Below are 20,204 nucleotides of genomic sequence, written 5' to 3' on the forward strand. Positions count from 1 at the left end.
GCACCGAAGGAGCGATCGATCGTGCATCACAACCGTCTCAAGACCGCAGCGCTGCTCGGCCTGTTGACCTCGCTGATCCTCGCGGTCGGCTACTGGTTCGGCGGTAGCGGTGGTCTCGTCATCGCCGTGGTCGTCTCGTTGCTGATGAACGGCGTCACCTACTTCTTCTCCGACAAGCTCGCGTTGCGCTCGATGAAGGCGCAACCGGTCAGCGAGGCACAGTTCCCCGAGCTCTACCAGATGGTGCGGGAGCTGTCGACGCAGGCCGGCAAGCCGATGCCCCGGCTCTACGTGAGCCCGACGTCGCAGCCGAACGCGTTCGCCACCGGGCGTAACCCGGAGCACGCGGCGGTCTGCGTCACCCAGGGGATCGTGGAGATCCTCGACTACCGGGAGCTGCGCGGCGTGATCGGGCACGAGCTGTCCCACGTCTACAACCGGGACATCCTGATCTCCAGCGTGGCGGCCGGCCTGGCCGGCATCATCACCATGCTCGCCAACCTGGCCTGGTTCATCCCGTTGGGCTCCTCCGACGACGAGGACGGCCCGAACCCGGCGGTGCTGCTGCTCACCCTGATCCTCGGCCCGATCGCGGCCACCGTGATCCAGTTGGCGATCAGCCGGAGCCGCGAATACCAGGCCGACGCGTCCGGCGCCGAGCTGAGCCGCGACCCGCTGGCCCTGGCCAGCGCGCTGAAGAAGATCCACATGGGGACCCAGGCCCGCCCGCTGGCGCCGCAGGGTCAGCTCGCCAGCACCGCCCACCTGATGATCGACAACCCGTTCAAGCGGGGCGGCGGCATCGCCGCCATGTTCGCCACCCACCCGCCGATGGAGCAGCGGGTGGCCCGGCTGGAGCAGATGGCCCGCAACTCCGGGCCGGTGCAGTTCCAGCGCTGACCCGTCCGTCCGGTTCCGCCCGCGTCCGTCCCGGACGCGGGCGGAACCGCGTTCAGGCCGGCTCGACCAGCCGGTCCGCCCGGGTGGCGAGCACCACGACGAGCACCACCAGCCCCGCCGCCAGGTAGGCCGCGGCCGGGCCGAACAGGGCCGCCGTACCGCCGAGCAGGAAGATCCCCACCCCGGAGAACATGATGTTCGAGGCGATCATGGTCGCCTCCACCTGTCCCATCCGTTCCCGGGGCGCCAGCCGCGCGAACGTCGCCTGCGCGCCGATGAGCCAGCCCGCGCCGGCACCGATCAGCGCGTTCGCCACGGCCACGGCCCAGGCCGGGGCGCCGACCGCCACCAGCAGACCGGCCAGCAGCAGCGCCAGGCCGAGCGCCCGGACGACCACCAACTGGCCGGACACCCGGGCCAGCCAGCCGCGACTGCCGACCACGAGCACGAACACGGCGCCGCCGAACGACGAGGCGGCCAGCAGCACCGGCCGCCAGCCCCCGCCGGCCAGATCCGGGGCGAGCGTCTCCGGCAGCGCTCCGGACAGGACCGTGGCCAGCGTGAGCAGGGCGACGACGCGCAGCACCGGATGACCGGCGATGATCCGGATGCCCGCGGTGGCCGGTGGCCGGCGGCGCCTGCCCTCCTGCGGACTCACCGGCAGCCCGGCGAGGACCACGGCCGCGACCAGGAACGACACCAGGTCGATCACGAGTGCCAGCCGGGGGCCGAGCGCCACCGTCATGCTCGCCCCGGCGAGCAGGCCGACCACCTGGCCGCTCTGGTTGGCGAACGCGGAGAGCCCGAACAGCGGCAGCCGCAGCGGCGGCGCCACGGCTTCGGCGGTGACCGCCACGTGCACGCTCGAGTAGGCGGCCCGGACCGCGCCGAGCAGGCCGGCGGCCAGGATCGCCGGCAGCGGCCGGGGAACCGCGACCGGTACGGCGATCAGCGCCGCGCCGGCCAGCGAGAGCGCGACCAGCATGGTGCGCCGGGCCGGCACGTCCAGCCAGCCGCTGAACACGGTCGCGACCAGCAGCGCGGGCAGCATCCGGGCGGCGTAGACGGCGGCCGGCCCGAGCACCGACCGGGTCTCGTCGTAGGCGAGCAGCAGCAGCGCGGCCAGCCCGATGAAGTCACCCAGCTCGGAGATCGCCCGAGCCGCGAGCAGCCGGGCCGCGACTGGATGCCGGAAGAGCGCGCGGTAGCCGGGGGAGGGCGTCGCGGTGTCGGTCATCGGTGCGACGGGTCCGCTTCCTCGACCTCGACACGCTGCGGCGTGACGGCCCTGCCGCTCATCCGACCTCCGATCACGCCGGCGGCCGACCCCGCCGCCGTTGGCATGGACTCAGTTCGATGAGCAACCTACCCCTTGCCGGCAAGCCAGTCAGCCCCGGTACCGCGCCCCTACTTCCCGCAGAGGCGCCCCCGGGAGAACGGCGGTCCCGGCGACACGTGGCCCCGCCAGACCGGGTTGATGGTGACCGCCAGCGTCGGCACCTGCCACGCCGCGCCGAGCAGCTGGAACGTGCCGTACTCGCGGCGCTTCGACTGGAGGTCGGCGCCGGAGAGGAACTCGACCGCCCGATCGCTGATGTCCGGCCGCCCCAGCAGCCCGCCGTGCAGGGCGGGCACCTCGTAGACCGGGATCTGGGTGTACGGGCCGGGCGGGAGTTCGGTGGCGCTGACCGTGGGCAGGAAGGCGATCACCCGGATCCCGGGGACCGGGCACATGGTCTGGAACCGGTAGAACGGCGCGTTCTCCATCAGCGAGCGGATGAACGGCTCGTCCGGGCTGTCCGAGCCCCCGCTGAGCCGGGCCGCCAGCGCGAAGATCCCCCGCAACTGCCAGCCGGGGGCGATGCCCCAGCCCGCCGCCGCGTCCTCCGGCGGGTAGTAGACCCGGGCGGCGCGGACCAGCGGGCTGAACATCAGCAGCGCCTTCACCGGCGACGACGGGTGGTCCCGCAGGTAGGTCCGCCCGACCATCGCCCCCTCGCTCTCGCCGAGCAACGCCACCGGCCGGCCGGTCCGGGCGTGCAACGCCCGCACCTGCTGGTCCAGCAGCTCGGAGCTGGAGCCGAGCGAGCGGTGCGTGTCCCGAGCGACGTACGGCTTCGGGCGGCCGGCGGCGTCCCGGCCGGCGTAGGAGAACGTCTCCACCAACGGGTCGACGGCGGGCCGCCCGTCGTACCGCGAGTTGTGCGGGCCGATCACGATCACCGCGTACGGCACCGAGGAGGGGAGTCGCCGGTCGAGCAGCAGCGGCCGGAACACGCCCACCTGGTATGCCGGACTCGACGTCACCACCTGGGCGGTCAGCGGGATGGCCAGGGCGAGCGCCACCACGAACGGGGCCACCGGCACCCGGGCCCAGTGGACCCGGGCCGGCAGCACCGCCGCCCGCACCGTCCGGTTCCACAGCAGCCCGTTGACGGCCCCGGCGAGCGCCGCGACCAGCAGCGTCCACCAGCCGGGCACCCGCCAGACGACCGCGCCGGCGATGGTGATCACCACGAAGTCGAGCAGCGACCAGCCGACCAGCGCCGCCGACGGCAGGCCGCGCCACCAGCCCGGGCCGACCGCCGCGCGTTGCAGGAACGGCGCGAGCAGCAGCATCGGCGCCACCGCGGCGAACACGAACCAGGAGAGCGACACCACCCCGGCGGCGATGGCGAGCGCGGCGAACGGCGAGACGATCAGGGCGGTGAGCGCCGCGAGCCCCAGGTTGCGCAGCAGGATCCGCCGGCCGGCCGGGGTGACTCGGCCGGCCAGGCGAGACTCACCAGGGCCGCGGAGAGCAGCCCGCGCAGCACGATGGCGGCCACCAGTCCGACCGCGTACGCCTGCCAGGTGTTGTGGTAGACGAGCAGCCACCGCATGTCGTTGTACGAGTCGTACGGCCAGACGGCCGAGCCCTGCGGCGAGAGGCCCTCCGCGCTCTGGAAGTCGAGCATCAGGAACAGCACGTTCTGCAGCACCGGGACGGCCGCGGCGAGCGCGACGAGTCCGAGCAACCTGCCCCTCGGGTGGCTCAACCGCTCCTCCTCGGCCCGGACGTCCCGTCCCGACTCTCCGACGCCGGATGCCCGCGTGGGACGGCTTTCCGGGAAAGGCGCACGGCCGGGGCGCTGTGAGGCAGCCGACCGTTCCGCCGGGCCCGGTCCGGCGTTAGGGTCGAAGGGCTTCTGACTCATTACATCCGGGAGGTCGACCGTGGCCGCACTGCGCCAGTACCTGGGCGTCTGGCGGATCCCCGGCGCGCCGATGCTGCTGATCCTCGGCATCATCGGCCGGCTCGGGATCGGCATGACCCCGCTGGCGCTGCTGCTCGTGGTCGAGCAGGTCACCGGCCGCTACTCGCTCGCCGCCGTCGCGGGCGGCATCTACGCGCTCTCCGGCGCCGCGCTCAGCCCGGTCGCCGGCCGGATCGCCGACCGCGTGGGCCCCGCGCCGGTGCTGCTGGCCACCGCGCTCGCCCACCCGCTCGCCCTGATCGGGCTGCTCGGCGCCAGCCGCGCCGACGTCGCCAACCTCCCCCTGATCTACCTGGCGGCGGGCGTCGCCGGCGCCACCTACCCGCCGCTGACCGCCGCCATCCGGGGCGCCTGGAACGACCTCACCGCCCCGGCCACCGGCCGGGGGCACCTGCGCAACACCGCGCTCGCCGCCGAGACCTCGCTGTTCGAGGTGGTCTTCGTGCTCGGCCCGCTGCTGGTGGCCGGCTTCGTGCTGGCCGCCGACGCGTCCGCCGCGCTGGTCGGCGCCGCCGTGGTCACCTTCGTCGGCACCGGCTCGGTAGCGCTCGGCCGGGTGATGCGCGGCTGGCGGCCGCACCCGCGCGAACACCACGCCCGGGGCCTCGGCCCGCTGCGCGTCGGCGGCTTCCCCGCGCTGCTGCTCTGCGTGGCCAGCCTCGGCGTCGCGTTCGGCGCCTCCGGCGTGATCGTCCCGGCCTTCGCCGGGAACACCGGCGCCGACGACCCGGAGAGCCTGGCCGGCGTCCTGCTCGCCGTCTGGGGCGTCGGCAGCGCCGTCGGTGGCTTCTCCTTCGGCGTACGCCGGCCCGCCGCGAACATGACCCGCCAGTTCGCCTGGCTGCTCGGCGCGGTCGCGGCCAGCTTCGCCGTCTTCGCGGTGATGCCCGGCCCGGTCGCGCTCGGCGTCGCCCTGGTGCTCGGCGGCGCCGCCATCGCACCCGCCCTCACCCTGGAGAACACGCTTGTCGGGCGGGTCGCCCCGGCCGGCATGCTGAACGAGGCGTACACCTGGGTGGTCACCATGTCGGTGGCGGCCAGCGCCGTCGGCGGCGCGGTGGCCGGTCTGATCGTCGACCACGCCGGCGGCGTGCCGTGGGCGTTCCTCTTCGCCGGCGCGGCGGTCGGCGTCGGCGCCCTGGTCGCGGCGCTGCCCGGCGGCCCGATCGCCCGCGCGGAGGCCGCCGCGGTCCGCGCCGAGCAGTCCCTCGCCGCCTGACCGCGCCCCGAACGCCGCCACCAGCCCGACCGCGACGGTCGCCGCCGCGCACCACAGCAGCGTCTGCCGCGCCCCGAGCGCGGCGGTCGCCGGGCCGCCGAGCATGGTGCCCAGCGGCACCGCCAGCACCGTGACCGCCCCGTTGGCGGCCAGCACCCGGGGCAGCTCCGCCGCGCCGGCCCGGCGCTGGAACAGCGCCGTCGCGGTCGGCCGGTAGGGCGCCCAGACCAGCCCGGCGACTGCGAACGCCGGCAGTGACACGGCGACCGGCGCGCCCAGACCGAGCGGCAGCAACGCCGCACCGAACACCACCACGACGCCGGCCAGCACCGCCCGCGGCGACCGGTCCCGCAGGAACCCGGTGAGCAGCCCGCCGAGCAGCGACCCGACGCCGAACGCGGTGTAGAACGCGCCGAGCAGCGCCGCCGAGGCGTGCCGATCCTCGGTCACGTGCACCGGCATGGCCACGTAGAACGGCCCGAACAGGAAGAAGAACACGAACGTCAGGACCAGCAGGCCGAGCAGCGCGCGGTCCCGGGCGATGACCCGGAAACCCGAGGTACGCGACGGCCCGGCCCCCGCCGCCCGCCGCGCGCGCCGGCGATCCGCGGGCACCGCGAGTCGGTAGCTGACCGCCAGCGCCGCGAACGTGGCGGCGTCGATCGCGAGCACCCAGACCGGCCCCACCCCGGCGATGAGCAGCCCGGCCAGCGGCGGCCCGACCACGGTGGCCGCCTGGCCGAAGAGACCCAGCAGCGCGTTGCCGGCCAGGTGGTGCCGCTGCGGCAACAGCTCCGCGACCAGCGTGAACCGGCCGGCCGTCCCCCACGGGTGCAGCAGCGACGACACCGCCAGCAACGCCACGTAGAGCCCGACGTCCAGCACCCCGGCCAGGTGGGCGACCGGAATCGCCCCCAACGCGAGCGCCCGCACGCCCGCGTCCCACCCGGCGAGCTGGGCGCCGCTCCGCGCACCCAGCACCCGCCCCAACAGCACCGCACCGGCCGCGCCCGGCAACGTGTACGCGGCTACCGCGAACGCGGTCCAGGTGCCACGCTGCCCGGCGGGTGCGAGTTGCAGCGCCAGCCAGGTCACCGCGACCAGGGCCAACCCGTCGCCGAGGGCGGACACGGCGAGCCCGGGCAGCAGCCGGCGCAACACCGGTTGGGCGAGGACCGGGCGGTACGGGAGGAACGGCATGGTCCCCACCCGACCGCACCCGGGGCCCGCAACTCAACGAAGTTGCCTCAGGGCAGAAGCCCTCTCGCGGTCAGCGGTAGTTGTTGAACTGGAGCGCGACGCCGAAGTCCTCGCCCTTGAGCAGCGCGATGACGGCCTGGAGGTCGTCCTTCTTCTTGCCGGTGACGCGGAGCTGGTCGCCCTGGATCTGCGCCTGCACGCCCTTCGGACCCTCGTCGCGGATCTTCTTGCTGATCGCCTTCGCCTTGTCGGTGTCGATGCCCTGGATCACCTTGGCGTCGATCTTGAAGATCTTGCCGGACGCCTTCGGGTCGCCCGCATCCAGCGACTTCAGCGAGATGTTGCGCTTGACCAGCTTCTCCTTGAAGACGTCGAGGGCGGCACGCACCCGCTCCTCGGTCTCCGCCTGGAGGCTGATGCCCTCCTCGCCCGACCAGGAGATCTCAGCACCGGTGCCGCGGAAGTCGAACCGCTGCGACAGCTCCTTCTCCGCCTGGCGGAGGGCGTTGTCGACCTCCTGACGGTCGACCTTGCTCACGATGTCGAACGACGGGTTCGCTGCCATGCTGATGCTCCTGCTATCCGGCGATGTGTCCTGATCCGTCCCGCACTGACCAGCGTGGGACTCCCTGACGGTACCCCGTTGCGGAGAGGCCGGGGGCAACCGCTATCCTTGCTTCCGCCGCCGCGTTGCGACGCGGTGGGGTGCCCTGGCGGGTTGCCCGAGCGGCCAATGGGAGCGGACTGTAAATCCGTCGCGAAAGCTTCAGAGGTTCGAATCCTCTACCCGCCACCAGGTGCAGATGCGGCCCCTGACCAGCAGAGATGCTGATCGGGGGCCGTCGTCGTCTGTCCGGTCTGGTCCGGCTGAGTCCAGCCGTTGACGACTGGTTGTGGGGAGATGGTGGGCAGGTCGATCTTGCCGGCTGAGGGCTCTGTTGGCGCTGCGAACGCCGGGGTTAGTGGCTGTCTTCCGGTCTGGCGAGTCCGCGGGTGTGGCGATCGGCTGAGGGGTCGGCGGTGAGGTGTCGCCGGCTGTGGGAGAGGGACCGGGGGCAAGCCAGTCCCGGGGTTGGACTGGCGCGGCAGTCGGAAGCCCTGACCGTCGATGGGGCCGACCGGTTCGGCTTCCGCCGCCCGGCCGTGATCGTGCCGTGGGGCGGATCAATAGACCTGGGGCGGCGGTCCGGCGGCAGTCGGTGGCTCTCCGCCCCGGCGCCGCAGGCGGCCGGGGCGGCTTGCCGCCGGCCGGCTCACCGCCCCGCGCCGCGCGGAGCGCGGCGCCTTGATCCAAAACAGAGGAAATCGGCAGTGAAGCCATTCGGCCCCCGGCCCTCGGATGCCGTGCAGCTTCTGATGCCAGGGACCGAACCCTGAACCCCTCGGGCGGGTTCCTGACCAGATCGAACCGGGCGGATGGGCCGTGCGGACTGGGCAGCAAGTCGTGCTCTCGTCTTACAGCCGTTGACAGCGCTTGTCGGGGCTAGCTGTGCCGGATCTGTGCCTGCGGATCATGAGCACGCTACCTCCGCCGTCCGTCTAAATCCCCCTAGGTCCATCGAGGTGCGGCCTCGTCCGTCGGTATGCACCGTCTTGGCTGCCCGACTCCGGCCTCAGCCGACCGTCCCCACGGCCGCTGGGCGGGTGACCTCGTCGTGGATCGGTGCTCCGGGAGCTGCCGCGGGAGTGGAGGTACCCACTGCCCTGCGCCCGTGCAACGTCCGGCGCGGCATTTCGTTCGGCCGTCCGTCCTGCACAGACTGCTACCGGAGGATTGCGGAACGGTGAAGTGATCCCTAGGCTGCCGCTATGGCTGTAAGGGGCTCACACTCTGCGGCAGGAAACGCGTTAGGTTACCTCTATCAGTGCCAGTGGGCTCTGGTTGAGCTGGCAGAGCGTGGACGAGAAGACCCGAGTGTAGAGCTTCGGCTGGAAGCACTTGATGACATCGACTTCATGCGTGACGGTACCCCGGACGAACTTCTGCAAGTTAAGCATCATGTCACGCCTGCGAGCGATCTCACCGAAAATAACACCGATCTGTGGCGATCTATCAACGCTTGGTTGGACACAGTAAATCTGTCACTTGACCGGATTCCCGTGTTACGGCTTCTAACCACGGCGGAAGCGCCTAGCGGCGGTGTTCTAGCAAAACTTCGCGATGGACCTGACAGGGATGTGCCTGCGGCTCTCGTTGCGATTGAAGCGGCAGCCACTAATAGCAGATCCCGCACAACCGAACCATGGCGGCAGGCATTTCTGGGCCGATCCACGGAACATCGGGAGGCGCTAGTGGGAGCGATTGTTATCGACGACGGTGCCCCCCATGCCGCTGACATAGACAAGAGCTTGCGGAAGGCGTTCGGATACGTTGTGCCCCGTGGCCGCGAGGACGACTACATTAGGTACCTGAAGGGGTGGTGGAGCGGAATCTCCGTGAGCCTCTTGGATCGGTCGTTGCAGGCGATTAAAGCGGAAGATCTTCGAATACAGGCCGAAGATCTCCGGGACCAATTTGGCCCCCAAACCCTACCCCTTGACCCGCAGGTAATGGCGAGGTTCGCCCCAGAAGACGCCGACGTCTATCGCGATCGAACCTTTGTAACCCAACTGCTCTGGATCGCACTTGATGAGACCCGCTTGTTGAAGGCAATCAGGGACTATCACCGCGCATATACCCAGCGATCAGAATGGCTTCGCCGAGGATATTTGTGCGAGGCTGAGATAGACCGATTCGCCTTTGCGCTACATGACGAGTGGGAGCAAGTATTCGACCGTTTGGTCGCGAGAGCGAAACGGGCGGGCGACGTGACGCATGAGGACACGGGGATGGCGGTCTTCGAAGACGTCTGCGCCAACTCACGCGCTCGGATTAGAGAGCGCTTCGACCAAGGATGGTTGAATCGCGGGACGCTGCATCAGTTGGCTGAGGGATTTGCTGGGCTCACCGTCGGGTGGCACCCCGAGTTTGAGCGCAAGTTGGAATCCCTGCTTCGCCCCGTTCTAGCAGAAGAACCGGTCGCATGACACGCTTTACCGAACGACTGCCGGAGGCGGCTGCTCTATTCAACCCAGCCTTCACAGCCCGGGTATTGACCGAGTCAGTCAGCGGCTACTTCGAAGGTAGTGGGGAAGCCATGCCCTTCCCGATGGCGTTCTTGGCTCTGCCCCTGGTCCTACATGAAGAGACACGGCAAGCCCTTCCACGTAATCGGCGTAAGAGATTTGCGGCGTGGATCGCCGAGAATCCTTGGATAGTTGCAACCTTTGCGTCGCGCGCCCCTGAGACGGTGGAACTAACGCGTGAAGGCCTCAGGTTGGCTCTAAGAACCGGAATGATCCGCGTAGCCAATGAGGGAGGGCTACTGCTCGGCACGCGCCCGAGGCCGGTGCCGACTGCCCAGAGCGTCGACGTGGTGGCATGTGTGAGAGCAGCCAGGATCGTTGGCCTTTGGTTCCAGACCACTGATATCGCAACAGCTTTTGCCCTCCTTGGAGTTAGGCCGTAGCATGCAGATTCTTGCCGTAGCCTTGTACAGCAAACGCGGACAGCAACGACGAGAAATCAGATTCAAGCCGAAACGCTTGAACATCCTTACGGGCAAGTCGAAAACCGGGAAGTCCGCGTTGCTCGACATTGTCGACTTTTGCCTCGGCCGGACTGAGATATCCCTCCCACTGGGTACCATCACAGACGTAACGAGTTGGTATGCGGTTCTGGTCGAGATTGGCGAATCCCGGTTGGTCTTAGCCCGTCCCAATCCTGAAGGTGCGTCCACCAACCAGGCCATGATCACCGTCGGTGGTCCCGACCTAGACCTTCCGGCGCCTGGGCGGCTAGCTGCCAACGCGGATTCCGACTCTCTCCGTGCTGAGTTAAGCCGCCGCCTTGGAATCGAGAGCTACCGCATTGAACCGACTGAGGGCTCGTTACGATATCCGTACGACATATCCGTGGCGCAAGCAATCCTATTCTGTCTGCAGAAGCAGACCGAGATTGCGAGCCAGCGACAGCTATTCCATCGCCAGGATGAAGGCCGAATCGAGCAATCGATCAAAGACACATTGCCATACTTTCTGGGTGCGGCCGGTCCCGACCTCGCTCAGCTACGCTACGAACTCCGCACCGCTCAACGTGCACTGGCAAGAGCTGAGCGCGACTCAGCCCGACGTGATGCGGCGAACGTTGCGAACGACGCAGAGATCCAGTCCCTTGCACGCACAGCAGTTGCTTTTGGAGCGCTCGATTCCGACGTGCTTCAACTGGCTTCCGGCCAGATCATGGAACGCCTGAATGGAATAACAGGTTTCGAGGAAACGACGGACGGGCCGACGCTTTCACCCGAACTGGAGCCTCGTCGCCAGGAATTGCTGGCGACGAGAAGGGATATGCGCAGAGACTTGGACTACGTAGAGTCGCAATTTAACCTCATAAGCAGCATGCAAGTTGAAGGAGCCGACTTTCAACGGGAGCTTCAGGTCCAGAGGGGACGACTAACGGCTCTGGGCCTTATCCCTGCGCCCGACGGTGACAACGAAACATGCCCCCTCTGCTCCTCCCGGCTAGCCGAACCGGATGCCACCGTCGCCGAGATTACGAATCTGACGGATCGCATATCGGAGGAGTTGAGTAGGGTAGACCGGGCCCGACCCGCAAATAATCGACGGTTAGCGGAGCTTTCCGACAGCATCTCCGAGATTCGCAACCGTATGCGCGATAATGCTACAGAGCTTGAGCAGCTTGCATCTGCCGAGTCGGTAATTCAGGGCGAATTGCGGGATAGGGAACGCGCCGCCTATCTTCGGGGTCGGATCGCGAGTGCACTTGAACGGGTGGCTACGCCCACGACAACGCCGAGCGCTCCAGTCGACGTGAGTCGGTATCAACGCGCAGTTGCCCAGCTTGAAGACCAGCTCGACGCTAGTGAGGCCGAGAACGAATTGTCATCGCGGCTATCTCTTGTCAGCCAGCGAATGACCGAATGGGCGCAGCAACTCGGGCTAGAACATTCGGAACACAACGTCCGACTCGATCCGAAACAACTAACGGTTATCGCCGATAAGCCGGAGGGGCCGCGGCCGCTGCGGAGAATCGGCAGTGCCGAAAACTGGATCGGGTACCACCTGGTGGCGCATCTTGGGATTCATTGGTGGTTCTATGAGCATGACCGACCGGTCCCGCACTTCATAATGTTTGACCAGCCCACTCAAGCCTTCTTCCCGGAACAGGTACCGGACGCAACCGAGGTTGCAGACGCAGACTGGGCGGCCGTAAGACGCCAGTTTCTCCTGTTCCGAGAGTTCGTACGCGTAACAGAGGGAGGGGTCCAGATTATAGTCTGTGATCACGCGAATCTCTCTGAGGAGTGGTTTCAGAATGCCCTGGTGGATAACTGGCGAGGGGACGAGGCGTTGATCCCGCTCGACTGGTTAAGCGAAAACTAGTCGTCAGACTTGAGATGGCGTGGAAACCATCTGCCGGCGACCCGCCCTCCCTGGTGCGGGCGTCCGCTCGGCCCCCCACGTCAAGCGGACCTTGACGGCTCGTACAGAGGCTGCCGGGTCGGGCGGTGGGTCGTCGAGCTGGACTCGCCAGCGATGGTCCGCCGGGTCCTGGACAGCCTCTGCGTACGCCTCGACGGCAAGCCCGCGGCTGCCTCGACCGTCCAGCGGAAGCGAGCCACCTTCTACAACGTGCTCGGGTACGCCGTCGAGCTGGAGCTGATCGACTCCAACCCGGTCGACAAGGTCCAGTGGACCGCGCCCGAGGTCGCCCAGTCCATCGACCGGCGGGTGGTGGCGAATCCCGCTCAGGTGGCCACACTCCTGGAAGCGGTGAAATCTCTCGGCAAACGGGCCGACAAGGTCACGGCGTTCTTCGGCTGTCTCTACTACGCGGGCATGCGGCCCTCGGAAGCGGCCGACCTGCGGCGGGAGGACTGCGACCTACCCGGCCGGTGCATCGACTGCGGCGCCGAGTTCGACGACCTGGCGGCGGTCAAGCCTTCGCGGTCCTGTGAGCACGAGAAGATCGAATATCGCTGGGGCCGCCTGGTGCTCGCCGGTACCTCGCCGCGCGCCGGCTCCCACTGGACCGACGACGGCGGCTCCCACGAGCGACGCGGACTCAAGCACCGGGGGAGGGCCGAGACTCGTACGGTCCCGATCCCGCCCCGGCTGGTCGAGCTGCTGTGCGCGCACGTAGAGAACCACGGGGTAGGTCCGGATGGCCGGTTCTTCCGGGGCCTGCACGGTGGGCCGCTCTCCGAGTCGGTCTACGACCGGTGGTGGAAGCTCGCCCGCGAGAAGGCGCTGACCGAAGCGCAGGTCGCCTCGCCGCTCGTCCGCAGGCCCTACGACCTGCGGCACGCGGCGGCCTCGCTCTGGCTGAACGCCGGCGTCACGCCGACCGAGGTCGCCCGCCGCCTGGGCCACGGCGTCGCCGTCCTGCTCCGCGTCTACGCCAACTGCATCGACGGCGGCGACGACACGATCAACGAAAAGATCGGCGACGCGCTCGGATGAGGGTGATTGGAACCAAGCCATGCCAGACTTGTCGGATGCGGAAGCTTCGTCGGGTCGCGTTGTGGCTGAGGCCGCATCTGCTTACCTCGGCGGCTGCGGTGACGGCTGGGCTCGCCGTGCCGGGAGCATCGATTCGTGATTCGCACGTCTGGATCTTGGGGGCTTCCGCCTTGCTCGGCTCGCTCGCGGCTCGGAGCAGTGGGGTGCAGGTCATGGGCACCCCCAAAAAAACTGAACTACCTAGTTACTTCTGAGTAGGCAGTAGAGTATTTGGCCTTCCGGCGCTGTGCCGCCGAGATTGCGCTCTTGGCAGGTCCGCCGGGCCTCCTGCTCTTGGGGTTGATGACGTGAGCGTAGGCAGTGGGCACACCGTGGGCGTCAGAATTGATCGACCAGTCAGTAAGGGGCGAAACGCCTGTTCAGGTGCCTTGCCCGCAGCAAGATCGCGGACGCCCTGTAAATCCGTCGCGAAAGCTTCAGAGGTTCGAATCCTCTACCCGCCACCAGGTGCAGATGCGGCTCCTGACCAGCAGAGATGCTGATCAGGGGCCGTTGTCGTCGGTCTGGCCGGCTCGGTTGAGCGGTCGACGACCGGTCGCCGGCAGTTGGCGGTCGCTCTCGGTCGCTGAGGCCTCTGCCGACGCGGACTGAGCAGAGCTGACGAACCAGTCGCTCGACAGAACGTCGATGGGCTCGTCGATCCAGGGCTGAACGATGCTGGCGAGCTGCGCCGTCATGGGCCAGGCGTTCACGACCCATCCGGCAGGCGTCACCTCGACGTGCGCGCGCAGCGGCTCGATCACCTCTGCTGGGAGATCCCACGAGCGGTCGAGGTAACCGTCTGTCCCGAACTTCTCCACGATGTTCGTCACCGACACGGCGAGACCTTAGCCCGGCTGCCGCTCCGTCGTTCCCTCGTAGACGCTCGCGGCCGACAGCGTTGCGTCTCGCGCCTACCGGGGCGGCGGCTTCGTGACGTAGACGCCTTTGCCCTGTCGGCCGTCGATCAACCCTTCGGCCTTGAGCAGCAGCATGGTCGCCCTGATGACGGTGTTGCTGACGCCGTAGCTCTCGCAGAGAGCGGCGAACGAGGGCAGCTTGTCGCCCGGCTTCAACTGGCCGGAGCTGATCTGCTCTCGGATATCCCGGGCGACCTGGAGGTAGGCGGCTTCAGACATAGGTGGTGCTCCCAGCTTGGCGGCTGGTGCAAGCAGACCACACCTCCGGCGCAACTTACAACGCTATGTGTCGTAGCTGTTGACCCTGCGCACATTGCGTCCTAAGTTGCTCGTGGGGCCTCTCAGCTTGGCGGCCGGGTCGTCCCGACGTGGGTGCCCCGTCTCCAGCGACGGCTGACGGGGTGCCCGCGTGCTCATTGACCGGCGGGAGGCGGGATGACCAGACCGGACGATGCCGCTCAAGGACCTCATCGGCTAGCCGTGACGCCCGAGCAGCGGCTGGACACGCCATTCCTGGTGGCGCTGTCCTGGGCGATCGTCGACTACCACCTGGCGTACACCTGCTCCCGCTGCCGTCCGTACGGCTGGTGTCCTCGGGTCGTGGTGGCGCGGGCCCGCATTCGCGCGTGGGGCCGGGTCCGCGAGCAGTGGCGGAGCTGAGGTCCGGCGCGCTGCTCCTGATCAGCAGGGCGGCGAGCGTGCAGTTCGGGAAGCCGTTCCACTTCCGCCTGATCCGGGTCCTCGACTGGACCACCTATGACGGCTGGACGTGGTTGGACGGCTACCAGCTCGACGAGCGGGGTGAAGCCGTGGCGCGTCGCTCGATCTTCGTCATGCGACGGGGGTTGAGACCGGGGTCCGTCCCACCTGCTCGCGGTAGTCAGACCCGGCGGCGATCCCGCCGGCGGACGTTGGAGGAACAGCGCTGATGGTGCGAAGTTGGCAGGACACCCGCTCCCGGATGAACCTCGACGAGGCCAAGGTGGCAGAGCAGAGGGAGCGGATGCTCGCCGAGGTCCGTGCGACCCGCCGCCGCACCATGCGGGAGCGGCGCGACCTGAACCGCGATCGAGCAGAGTGAGGTGCCGGGGGCTCCGAATCAGCGGCGCCCGTCGACCAGGTGTCGGGCTTCGGCGATCACGTCCGCGTCGATGTCCGTGGTCGTGTCACGGACGGCTTCCGCGTACTCGTAGGTGTTCTCCAGGGCGACCAGCTCGGCGGCCAGGGGAGTGCCGTCCCAGGTGATGTGCAGGTACGCCCAGACCGTCAGCTCGCGTGGCGTGATCTCCCCGGCGACCACCCGCCGGGCCATGAGTCGGACGGCCGCCTCCTCGCCCGCGCGGCTCCCCTGGGGGTAGTAGGTGAGGGAGAGTTCCGTCAGCGCGCCTTCGAGCCACCGTCGCAGCTCGTCGCTCTCCTCGCCCTTGGCGCAGGAGGCGCCGGCGAGGATGCGGAGGGTGGGGCTGTCCACGCCCGCCACCAGGCAGTCGCAGGCGGCCTCGATCACCTGGGCGGCGGTGCCCGGGCCGGTGCTCCAGAGGACGGCGGTCTCCTGGAGTCGGGCGAGGGCGGCGTGGGCGAGCACCCCCACATGATCCGTCGGCGGAGTCGTGCGGCGGTAACCGGTTTGCGGCGGCACCGCGTGCGGGTATCCAGCGATACATGTCAGTCTCCGGTCGCCGCTCGATCAACAGGTTCAACACGTACCTCGAAGCCAGCGACGGCCAGCGACTGACCGCGATCGTGCTCGCCCTGGTGGCGGGGCCGCTCGCCGGGCTGCTCTGCGTCTGGCTGGCCACGTCGTTCCTGGGCGGCGCGCACTGGTTGGCGCAGACGCTCGTCTTCGCCGTCATCGGTCTGCTGGTCGGCGCGGGGCTGCTGATCCTGCTCGGTCGGGTCGGTTCCCGTGCCCGGCGTTGACGGTCACGCCACAGTTGGCGTACGTCAGGTGGGTTTCGCCGTGAGTGAGGGAATCACCCTCTGGCGCTCATGCCGAATGCAGGTATGGTGGTCTATGGCCGGAGCCGATCTCGCCTCGCGGGCGGGTCGTGGGCCAGACGAGCATGGGCGCTGGTGGGACGGAGTTTTCGCGTGTCTTGATCGCTTCGCGGTGAACGTCGGAATCCGCAATGGACGGAGTCGACGACCACCTTCCAACTCCATGACCTGGCTGCGTGTGGCGGGTGCCTGGGCCGAACGGCGGAACCTGACAGCTACTCGGGCTGCGCGGGTCTTCTCGCCTTTTCTGCCCCTGACCGGTGTGGCACGATCGTGGAACCTCCACCATCCCTGTGACACTCTCCCGACAGGAGCAATCATGTCTGGTCGAAGGTTGGGCCGGCTGCTCGGCTCGCTCCTCGTGCTCGCTGCCCTTCTGGTTGGTTCCAGCGTCATCGGCAGCAACGAAGCGCAACTGGGCGACGTCATCTGGGCCGCCGACATCACCCGGTGACCCAAGGACCGCCTCGTGCGGCACAGGGGAGTGGTATGGCCGGCCGGAACCAAGGACGCCGATCGACGGAGCGGGCCTGGCTCATCACCGCACCACTGACGCTCAGCGCGGTCATCTTCAGCACCGCGATCGCGATCACCGCGGACAACCCCCTCGGTGATTGGGGCTGGGGCTTCGTCCTGCTCCTCGTGATGACGGCGGTCAGCGTCCCCGTCCTCAACTTCATCGTCCGGCGCCAGTCGGTAGCCGTGACGCTGACCGAAGTGCCGTTGGTGGTGGCGCTGTTCTACCTGCCACCACTGACGGTGGTCCTCATCTACACGCTGTCGACGCTGGGCTGGTGCGTCTGGCACCGCTTCACGCCGGCGAAACTGTGGTTCAACGCGGCCAAGGCCGCGGCCGCGACCTCGCTGGCCGGTCTCGTCCTCCTGGCCCTGCCGCCGTTGCAGGGCGTCGACCGGCCGGGCACCTGGGCCAGTCTCTTCGTCGCGATCAACACCATCACCCTGGTCAGCCTGCTCTCCGTGGTCGGCGTGCACGTGCTCCTCCAGGGTTGGCAGCCCGGCCGCGAGGCGTTGCGCACCGCCCCGTCGGTCTTCCTGACGTCGTCCATCAACGCCTCGATCGGTCTGCTCATCCTGATCGCGTTGGAGACGACCTGGTGGTCCGCGCTGCTGCTCGGCGCGCTCTTCGTCGCGCTCGGCCAGGTCTACCGCTCCTACTCCCAGTTCTTCCAGCAGCACCGCACGCTGGCCGGTATGTACGACCTGGCCCGCCTGATCACCACCAGCGCCGAGGGCGCCCTGGGCGACGTGCTGCTCGACCGGGTCCGCGCGCTCATGCAGGCGGAATACGCCACGCTCTGGCTGCCCGCCCAGGGCCGGCATCCGGAGGTGCTGCTCACCGCCCGCGTCGACGCGCCCGGGCTGCTGGACGTCGCTCCCACCCCCGCGGTGTTCCGGGAGCAGGCGCGCAGCCTGGGTCGCACGCTGACCACCGGCCGGCAGTTGGGCGCCGACACCGCGCTGCGCGGCGTGGCGGATGTGAAGCAGGTCAAGGACGCCATCGTGGTGCCGCTGCGGTCGGGGCAGGCGGTGATCGGGACGCTCGAGGTGGTCAACCGGATCAGCGACGTCGGCCACTTCACCCCGCGCGACCTGCCCGTCTTCGAGACGGTCGCCGCGCACGCCGCGGTCGCCCTGGAAAACTCCCGCCTCGTCGACCGGCTCCGGCACGACGCCGACCACGACGCGCTCACCAAGCTGCCCAACCGGCGGCGGCTCACGTCGGCGGTGGCCGAGGCGATCAAGATCAAGGCGCCGGACGAGGTGGTGGCGCTGCTGCTCTTCGACGTCGACCGGTTGCGCCAGGTCAACGAGTCGCTGGGGCACGCGGCCGGCGACAAGGTCCTGGTCGAGGTGGCCGAGCGGCTGCGCGCCTGCGCTCCCTCCTCGGCGCTCGTGGGTCGCGCCGGCGGCGACGAGTTCCTGGTGACGCTGCGGCTGGAGAGCGCCGACGCGGCGCTGGAGCTGGCCGCCCAGCTCCGCGAGCAGATCCGCGACGAGATGGTCTTCGACACGCTCACCCTGGACGTGGACACCGCCGTCGGTGTGGCCGTTCACCCCGACCACGGCGGCGACGCGGTGGCCCTGCTCCAGCGGGTCGACCTGGCCGCCACCGCGGCCAAGTCGGTGCCGGGCAGCGTGCAGCTCTACAGCCCGGCGCTGGAGTCCCGCTCGCTGCGCCGGCTCGGCCTCGCCGGTGACCTGGAGCGGGCGTTGGCGGACGGTGACCTGGAGGTCTACTTCCAGCCCAAGGTGACGCTGCGGGACCGCCGCCTGGTGGGCGTGGAGTGCCTGGCCCGCTGGGAACATCCGGCGCACGGCGCGGTCGAGCCGGACGACTTCGTGGCCGTGGCCGAGCACACCGGCCAGCTCGGCCGGCTCACCGAGTTCGTGCTCCGGGAGAGCCTGCGGCGCAGCCGCGACTGGAGCCACGGGGAGCAGGCGCTCTCCGTCTCGGTCAACCTCGCCGCCCGTACGCTCAACGACCAGCACTTCCCGGCGCTCGTGCGCGACCTGCTGGCGGAGTACGGCGTCCCCCCGCAGCGGCTCACCCTGGAGATCACCGAGTCGGGTGTGCTGGACGGCACCGAACGTCCCATCCCGACCCTGCGCAGTCTTCGTGACCTCGGTGTCCGGCTCTCGGTGGACGACTTCGGCACCGGCAACTCGTCCCTGGCCCAACTGCGCCGGCTGCCCGTGCACGAGGTCAAGGTGGATCGCTCGTTCGTGCAGGGGATGGCGACCGACCCGGGCGACCTGGCCATCGTCAACGCGGTGGTGACGCTCTCCCAGCAGTTCGGTCTGACCGTGGTCGCCGAGGGCGTGGAGAGCGAGCTGACGCTGGAACTGCTCCAGGACATCGGCTGCGAGATCGGCCAGGGCTTCCTGTTCAGCCGGCCGCTGCCGTACGAACGTCTGGAGGCCTGGTTCGGCGCCCAGGTCGACCCGGAGACCATCGTCGCCGGCGAGCTTCCGCGCCTGCGTGTGGTGCCCTGATCAGGCGCGACACCTGTCGGGGGGATCCGATTTCACCTCGGGGGCGAGGTCGTGTACTGTTTCCTCTGCGCGACACCCGAAGGGTGATCGGGCAGGCCCCCTTAGCTCAGTCGGCAGAGCGTCTCCATGGTAAGGAGAAGGTCTACGGTTCGATTCCGTAAGGGGGCTCAAAGGGTCCGGCTGGACCCGCCACGGCGGTGTAGCTCAGATGGCAGAGCAAGCGGCTCATAATCGCTGTGTCGCCGGTTCAAGTCCGGCCACCGCTACTCTCGTCCTCCGGGTCCGCCCGGTGGCCGGTGGGATGGGCGCCACAGGCGCCCACTTTGCATGTCCGCGTCGTCAGCGCGTAGGCTGACACGCCGTAGTTGATATTCCTGAGCGAGGAAGGCACTCCGCCGTGGCGAAGGCGACCGATGTCCGGCCGAAGATCACTTTGGCGTGTGTGGAGTGCAAGGAGCGCAACTACATCACGCGCAAGAACCGTCGTAACGACCCGGACCGCATCGAGCTGAAGAAGTTCTGCCCCCGGGACGGCAAGCACACCGTCCACCGCGAGACCCGCTGACGCACGGCCGGCGCCGCCGGCCCGCAGCAGCTTCACCGACGCCGATCCGCCCGGTCGACGGCCACCCAGCCGGCCGACCGCTCGGATCGGCGTTCGTGTTTTCCGTGTAGGTTCGCGGCATGTCCCTGGACCCGTCCTTCGTCGGCCGGACCTATCCGCCGACCGCCCCCTATCAGGTGGGCCGAGAAAAGATCCGCGAGTTCGCCACCGCCGTCGGGGCGACCGACCCGGCGCACCACGACCCGGAGGCGGCCCGGGCGCTGGGCCACCCCGACGTGGTGGCGCCCCCGACGTTCCCGGTGCTCGTGACCATGGCGGCCAGCCGGCAGATCGTCAACGACCCGGAGCTGGGCGTCGACTACAGCCGGGTGGTCCACGGCGACCAGCGGTTCGCGTACACGCGGCCGGTGCTGGCCGGCGACGAGCTGGTCTGTGTGAACACCATCGAGGACGTGACCAGCCGGGGCGGGCACGGCTTCCTGACCACCCGCACGGACGTGAGCACGGTGGACGGTGAGCCGGTGGTCACGGTGTGGGCCAAGATCGTCGTACGCGGGGAGAAGTGA

Annotated in this window: 20 protein-coding genes, 3 tRNA genes and 1 pseudogene; 16 read left to right on the forward strand and 8 right to left on the reverse strand. The window is 68.9% G+C overall.

Features of this window, described 5'->3' with window-relative positions; all coding sequences use genetic code 11:
* The first annotated feature begins 21 nt into the window (after positions 1 to 21).
* Positions 22 to 900 (forward strand): zinc metalloprotease HtpX, encoded by an 879-nt coding sequence (htpX, locus tag O7598_RS02725; protein WP_269689880.1) that lies wholly within the window; start codon positions 22 to 24, stop codon positions 898 to 900.
* A 52-nt stretch (positions 901 to 952) separates the two neighbouring features.
* On the opposite strand, the gene O7598_RS02730 is transcribed toward htpX, so the two are convergent.
* The 3 genes from O7598_RS02730 to O7598_RS02740 form a co-directional block, all read right to left on the reverse strand.
* A complete protein-coding gene (locus O7598_RS02730) occupies positions 953 to 2,137 on the reverse strand; it encodes an MFS transporter (RefSeq protein WP_269689881.1) in 1,185 nt (394 codons plus the stop codon).
* Positions 2,138 to 2,307: 170 nt separating this feature from the next.
* Complete coding sequence (locus O7598_RS02735; RefSeq protein ID WP_269689882.1) at positions 2,308 to 3,558, reverse strand: hypothetical protein; 1,251 nt, start codon at positions 3,556 to 3,558, stop codon at positions 2,308 to 2,310.
* 41 nt (positions 3,559 to 3,599) lie between these two features.
* Entirely contained in the window at positions 3,600 to 3,938 is a 339-nt protein-coding gene (locus tag O7598_RS02740) for a hypothetical protein (RefSeq protein WP_269689883.1), read from the reverse strand.
* Between the two features lie 178 nt (positions 3,939 to 4,116).
* Here O7598_RS02740 and O7598_RS02745 point away from each other — a divergent pair, with 178 nt between their 5' ends.
* Positions 4,117 to 5,376, forward strand: coding sequence for an MFS transporter (locus O7598_RS02745; RefSeq protein WP_269689884.1), 1,260 nt, complete (start codon positions 4,117 to 4,119; stop codon positions 5,374 to 5,376).
* Between the two features lie 15 nt (positions 5,377 to 5,391).
* On the opposite strand, the pseudogene O7598_RS02750 reads toward O7598_RS02745, so the two are convergent.
* Positions 5,392 to 6,576, reverse strand: a pseudogene (locus tag O7598_RS02750) (MFS transporter); the annotation flags it as partial.
* 70 nt (positions 6,577 to 6,646) lie between these two features.
* Positions 6,647 to 7,141 carry a YajQ family cyclic di-GMP-binding protein gene (locus tag O7598_RS02755; RefSeq protein WP_091066126.1) on the reverse strand — a complete coding sequence of 165 codons (495 nt, stop codon included), beginning with the start codon at positions 7,139 to 7,141 and terminating at the stop codon, positions 6,647 to 6,649.
* 147 nt (positions 7,142 to 7,288) lie between these two features.
* Here O7598_RS02755 and O7598_RS02760 point away from each other — a divergent pair.
* The 5 genes from O7598_RS02760 to O7598_RS02775 all read left to right on the forward strand — a co-directional run bounded on the left by O7598_RS02760 (position 7,289) and on the right by O7598_RS02775 (position 13,101).
* Positions 7,289 to 7,372, forward strand: a tRNA-Tyr gene (locus O7598_RS02760).
* Between the two features lie 1,013 nt (positions 7,373 to 8,385).
* Complete coding sequence (locus O7598_RS02765) at positions 8,386 to 9,603, forward strand: ABC-three component system protein (protein WP_269689885.1); 1,218 nt, start codon at positions 8,386 to 8,388, stop codon at positions 9,601 to 9,603.
* On the forward strand, positions 9,600 to 10,085 hold the full coding sequence (locus O7598_RS31415) for a three component ABC system middle component (RefSeq protein ID WP_442929789.1): 486 nt from the start codon (positions 9,600 to 9,602) through the stop codon (positions 10,083 to 10,085). Before O7598_RS02765 ends, O7598_RS31415 begins: the two co-directional genes overlap by 4 nt.
* 1 nt (position 10,086) lies before the next feature.
* The gene (locus O7598_RS02770) at positions 10,087 to 12,021 is read left to right on the forward strand and encodes a DUF3732 domain-containing protein (RefSeq protein WP_269689886.1); all 1,935 of its coding nucleotides are present in this window, start codon (positions 10,087 to 10,089) and stop codon (positions 12,019 to 12,021) included.
* Positions 12,022 to 12,174: 153 nt separating this feature from the next.
* On the forward strand, positions 12,175 to 13,101 hold the full coding sequence (locus O7598_RS02775; RefSeq protein WP_269689887.1) for a tyrosine-type recombinase/integrase: 927 nt from the start codon (positions 12,175 to 12,177) through the stop codon (positions 13,099 to 13,101).
* A gap of 542 nt (positions 13,102 to 13,643) precedes the next feature.
* Here the strand turns inward: O7598_RS02775 and O7598_RS02780 are convergent.
* Together O7598_RS02780 and O7598_RS02785 are read right to left on the reverse strand one after the other, a co-directional pair.
* On the reverse strand, positions 13,644 to 13,979 hold the full coding sequence (locus O7598_RS02780) for a hypothetical protein (protein ID WP_269689888.1): 336 nt from the start codon (positions 13,977 to 13,979) through the stop codon (positions 13,644 to 13,646).
* 75 nt (positions 13,980 to 14,054) lie between these two features.
* A complete protein-coding gene (locus O7598_RS02785; protein WP_269689889.1) occupies positions 14,055 to 14,279 on the reverse strand; it encodes a GntR family transcriptional regulator in 225 nt (74 codons plus the stop codon).
* Between the two features lie 261 nt (positions 14,280 to 14,540).
* Here O7598_RS02785 and O7598_RS02790 point away from each other — a divergent pair, with 261 nt between their 5' ends.
* Genes O7598_RS02790 through O7598_RS02800 form a run of 3 tightly spaced genes read left to right on the forward strand, consistent with a single transcriptional unit; the run spans position 14,541 to position 15,141 of the window.
* Positions 14,541 to 14,720, forward strand: coding sequence for a hypothetical protein (locus O7598_RS02790; RefSeq protein WP_269689890.1), 180 nt, complete (start codon positions 14,541 to 14,543; stop codon positions 14,718 to 14,720).
* Entirely contained in the window at positions 14,708 to 14,989 is a 282-nt protein-coding gene (locus O7598_RS02795) for a hypothetical protein (RefSeq protein ID WP_269689891.1), read from the forward strand. Before O7598_RS02790 ends, O7598_RS02795 begins: the two co-directional genes overlap by 13 nt.
* Positions 14,989 to 15,141, forward strand: coding sequence for a hypothetical protein (locus O7598_RS02800; RefSeq protein WP_269689892.1), 153 nt, complete (start codon positions 14,989 to 14,991; stop codon positions 15,139 to 15,141). Before O7598_RS02795 ends, O7598_RS02800 begins: the two co-directional genes overlap by 1 nt.
* Positions 15,142 to 15,159: 18 nt before the next feature.
* Here the strand turns inward: O7598_RS02800 and O7598_RS02805 are convergent, their stop codons facing one another.
* Positions 15,160 to 15,645, reverse strand: coding sequence for a hypothetical protein (locus tag O7598_RS02805; RefSeq protein ID WP_269689893.1), 486 nt, complete (start codon positions 15,643 to 15,645; stop codon positions 15,160 to 15,162).
* 77 nt (positions 15,646 to 15,722) lie between these two features.
* Between O7598_RS02805 and O7598_RS02810 the strand changes: the two genes are divergently transcribed.
* From O7598_RS02810 to O7598_RS02835, 6 genes are all read left to right on the forward strand, one after another.
* Positions 15,723 to 15,980 (forward strand): hypothetical protein, encoded by a 258-nt coding sequence (locus tag O7598_RS02810; protein ID WP_269689894.1) that lies wholly within the window; start codon positions 15,723 to 15,725, stop codon positions 15,978 to 15,980.
* Between the two features lie 567 nt (positions 15,981 to 16,547).
* Positions 16,548 to 19,073, forward strand: a complete 2,526-nt coding sequence (locus O7598_RS02815) for a putative bifunctional diguanylate cyclase/phosphodiesterase (RefSeq protein WP_269689895.1) — start codon at positions 16,548 to 16,550, stop codon at positions 19,071 to 19,073.
* Positions 19,074 to 19,168: 95 nt separating this feature from the next.
* A tRNA-Thr gene (locus tag O7598_RS02820) sits at positions 19,169 to 19,241 on the forward strand.
* Positions 19,242 to 19,266: 25 nt separating this feature from the next.
* Positions 19,267 to 19,339 (forward strand) — tRNA-Met (locus O7598_RS02825).
* A 131-nt stretch (positions 19,340 to 19,470) separates the two neighbouring features.
* Positions 19,471 to 19,638: a 50S ribosomal protein L33 gene (gene rpmG, locus O7598_RS02830; protein WP_013288652.1), complete on the forward strand. Its 168-nt coding sequence runs from the start codon at positions 19,471 to 19,473 to the stop codon at positions 19,636 to 19,638.
* Positions 19,639 to 19,757: 119 nt separating this feature from the next.
* Positions 19,758 to 20,204, forward strand: coding sequence for a MaoC family dehydratase N-terminal domain-containing protein (locus O7598_RS02835; protein WP_269689896.1), 447 nt, complete (start codon positions 19,758 to 19,760; stop codon positions 20,202 to 20,204).

The sequence above is a fragment of the Micromonospora sp. WMMC241 genome (genome assembly GCF_027460165.1).
In the GTDB taxonomy this organism is placed as follows: domain Bacteria; phylum Actinomycetota; class Actinomycetes; order Mycobacteriales; family Micromonosporaceae; genus Micromonospora; species Micromonospora humi.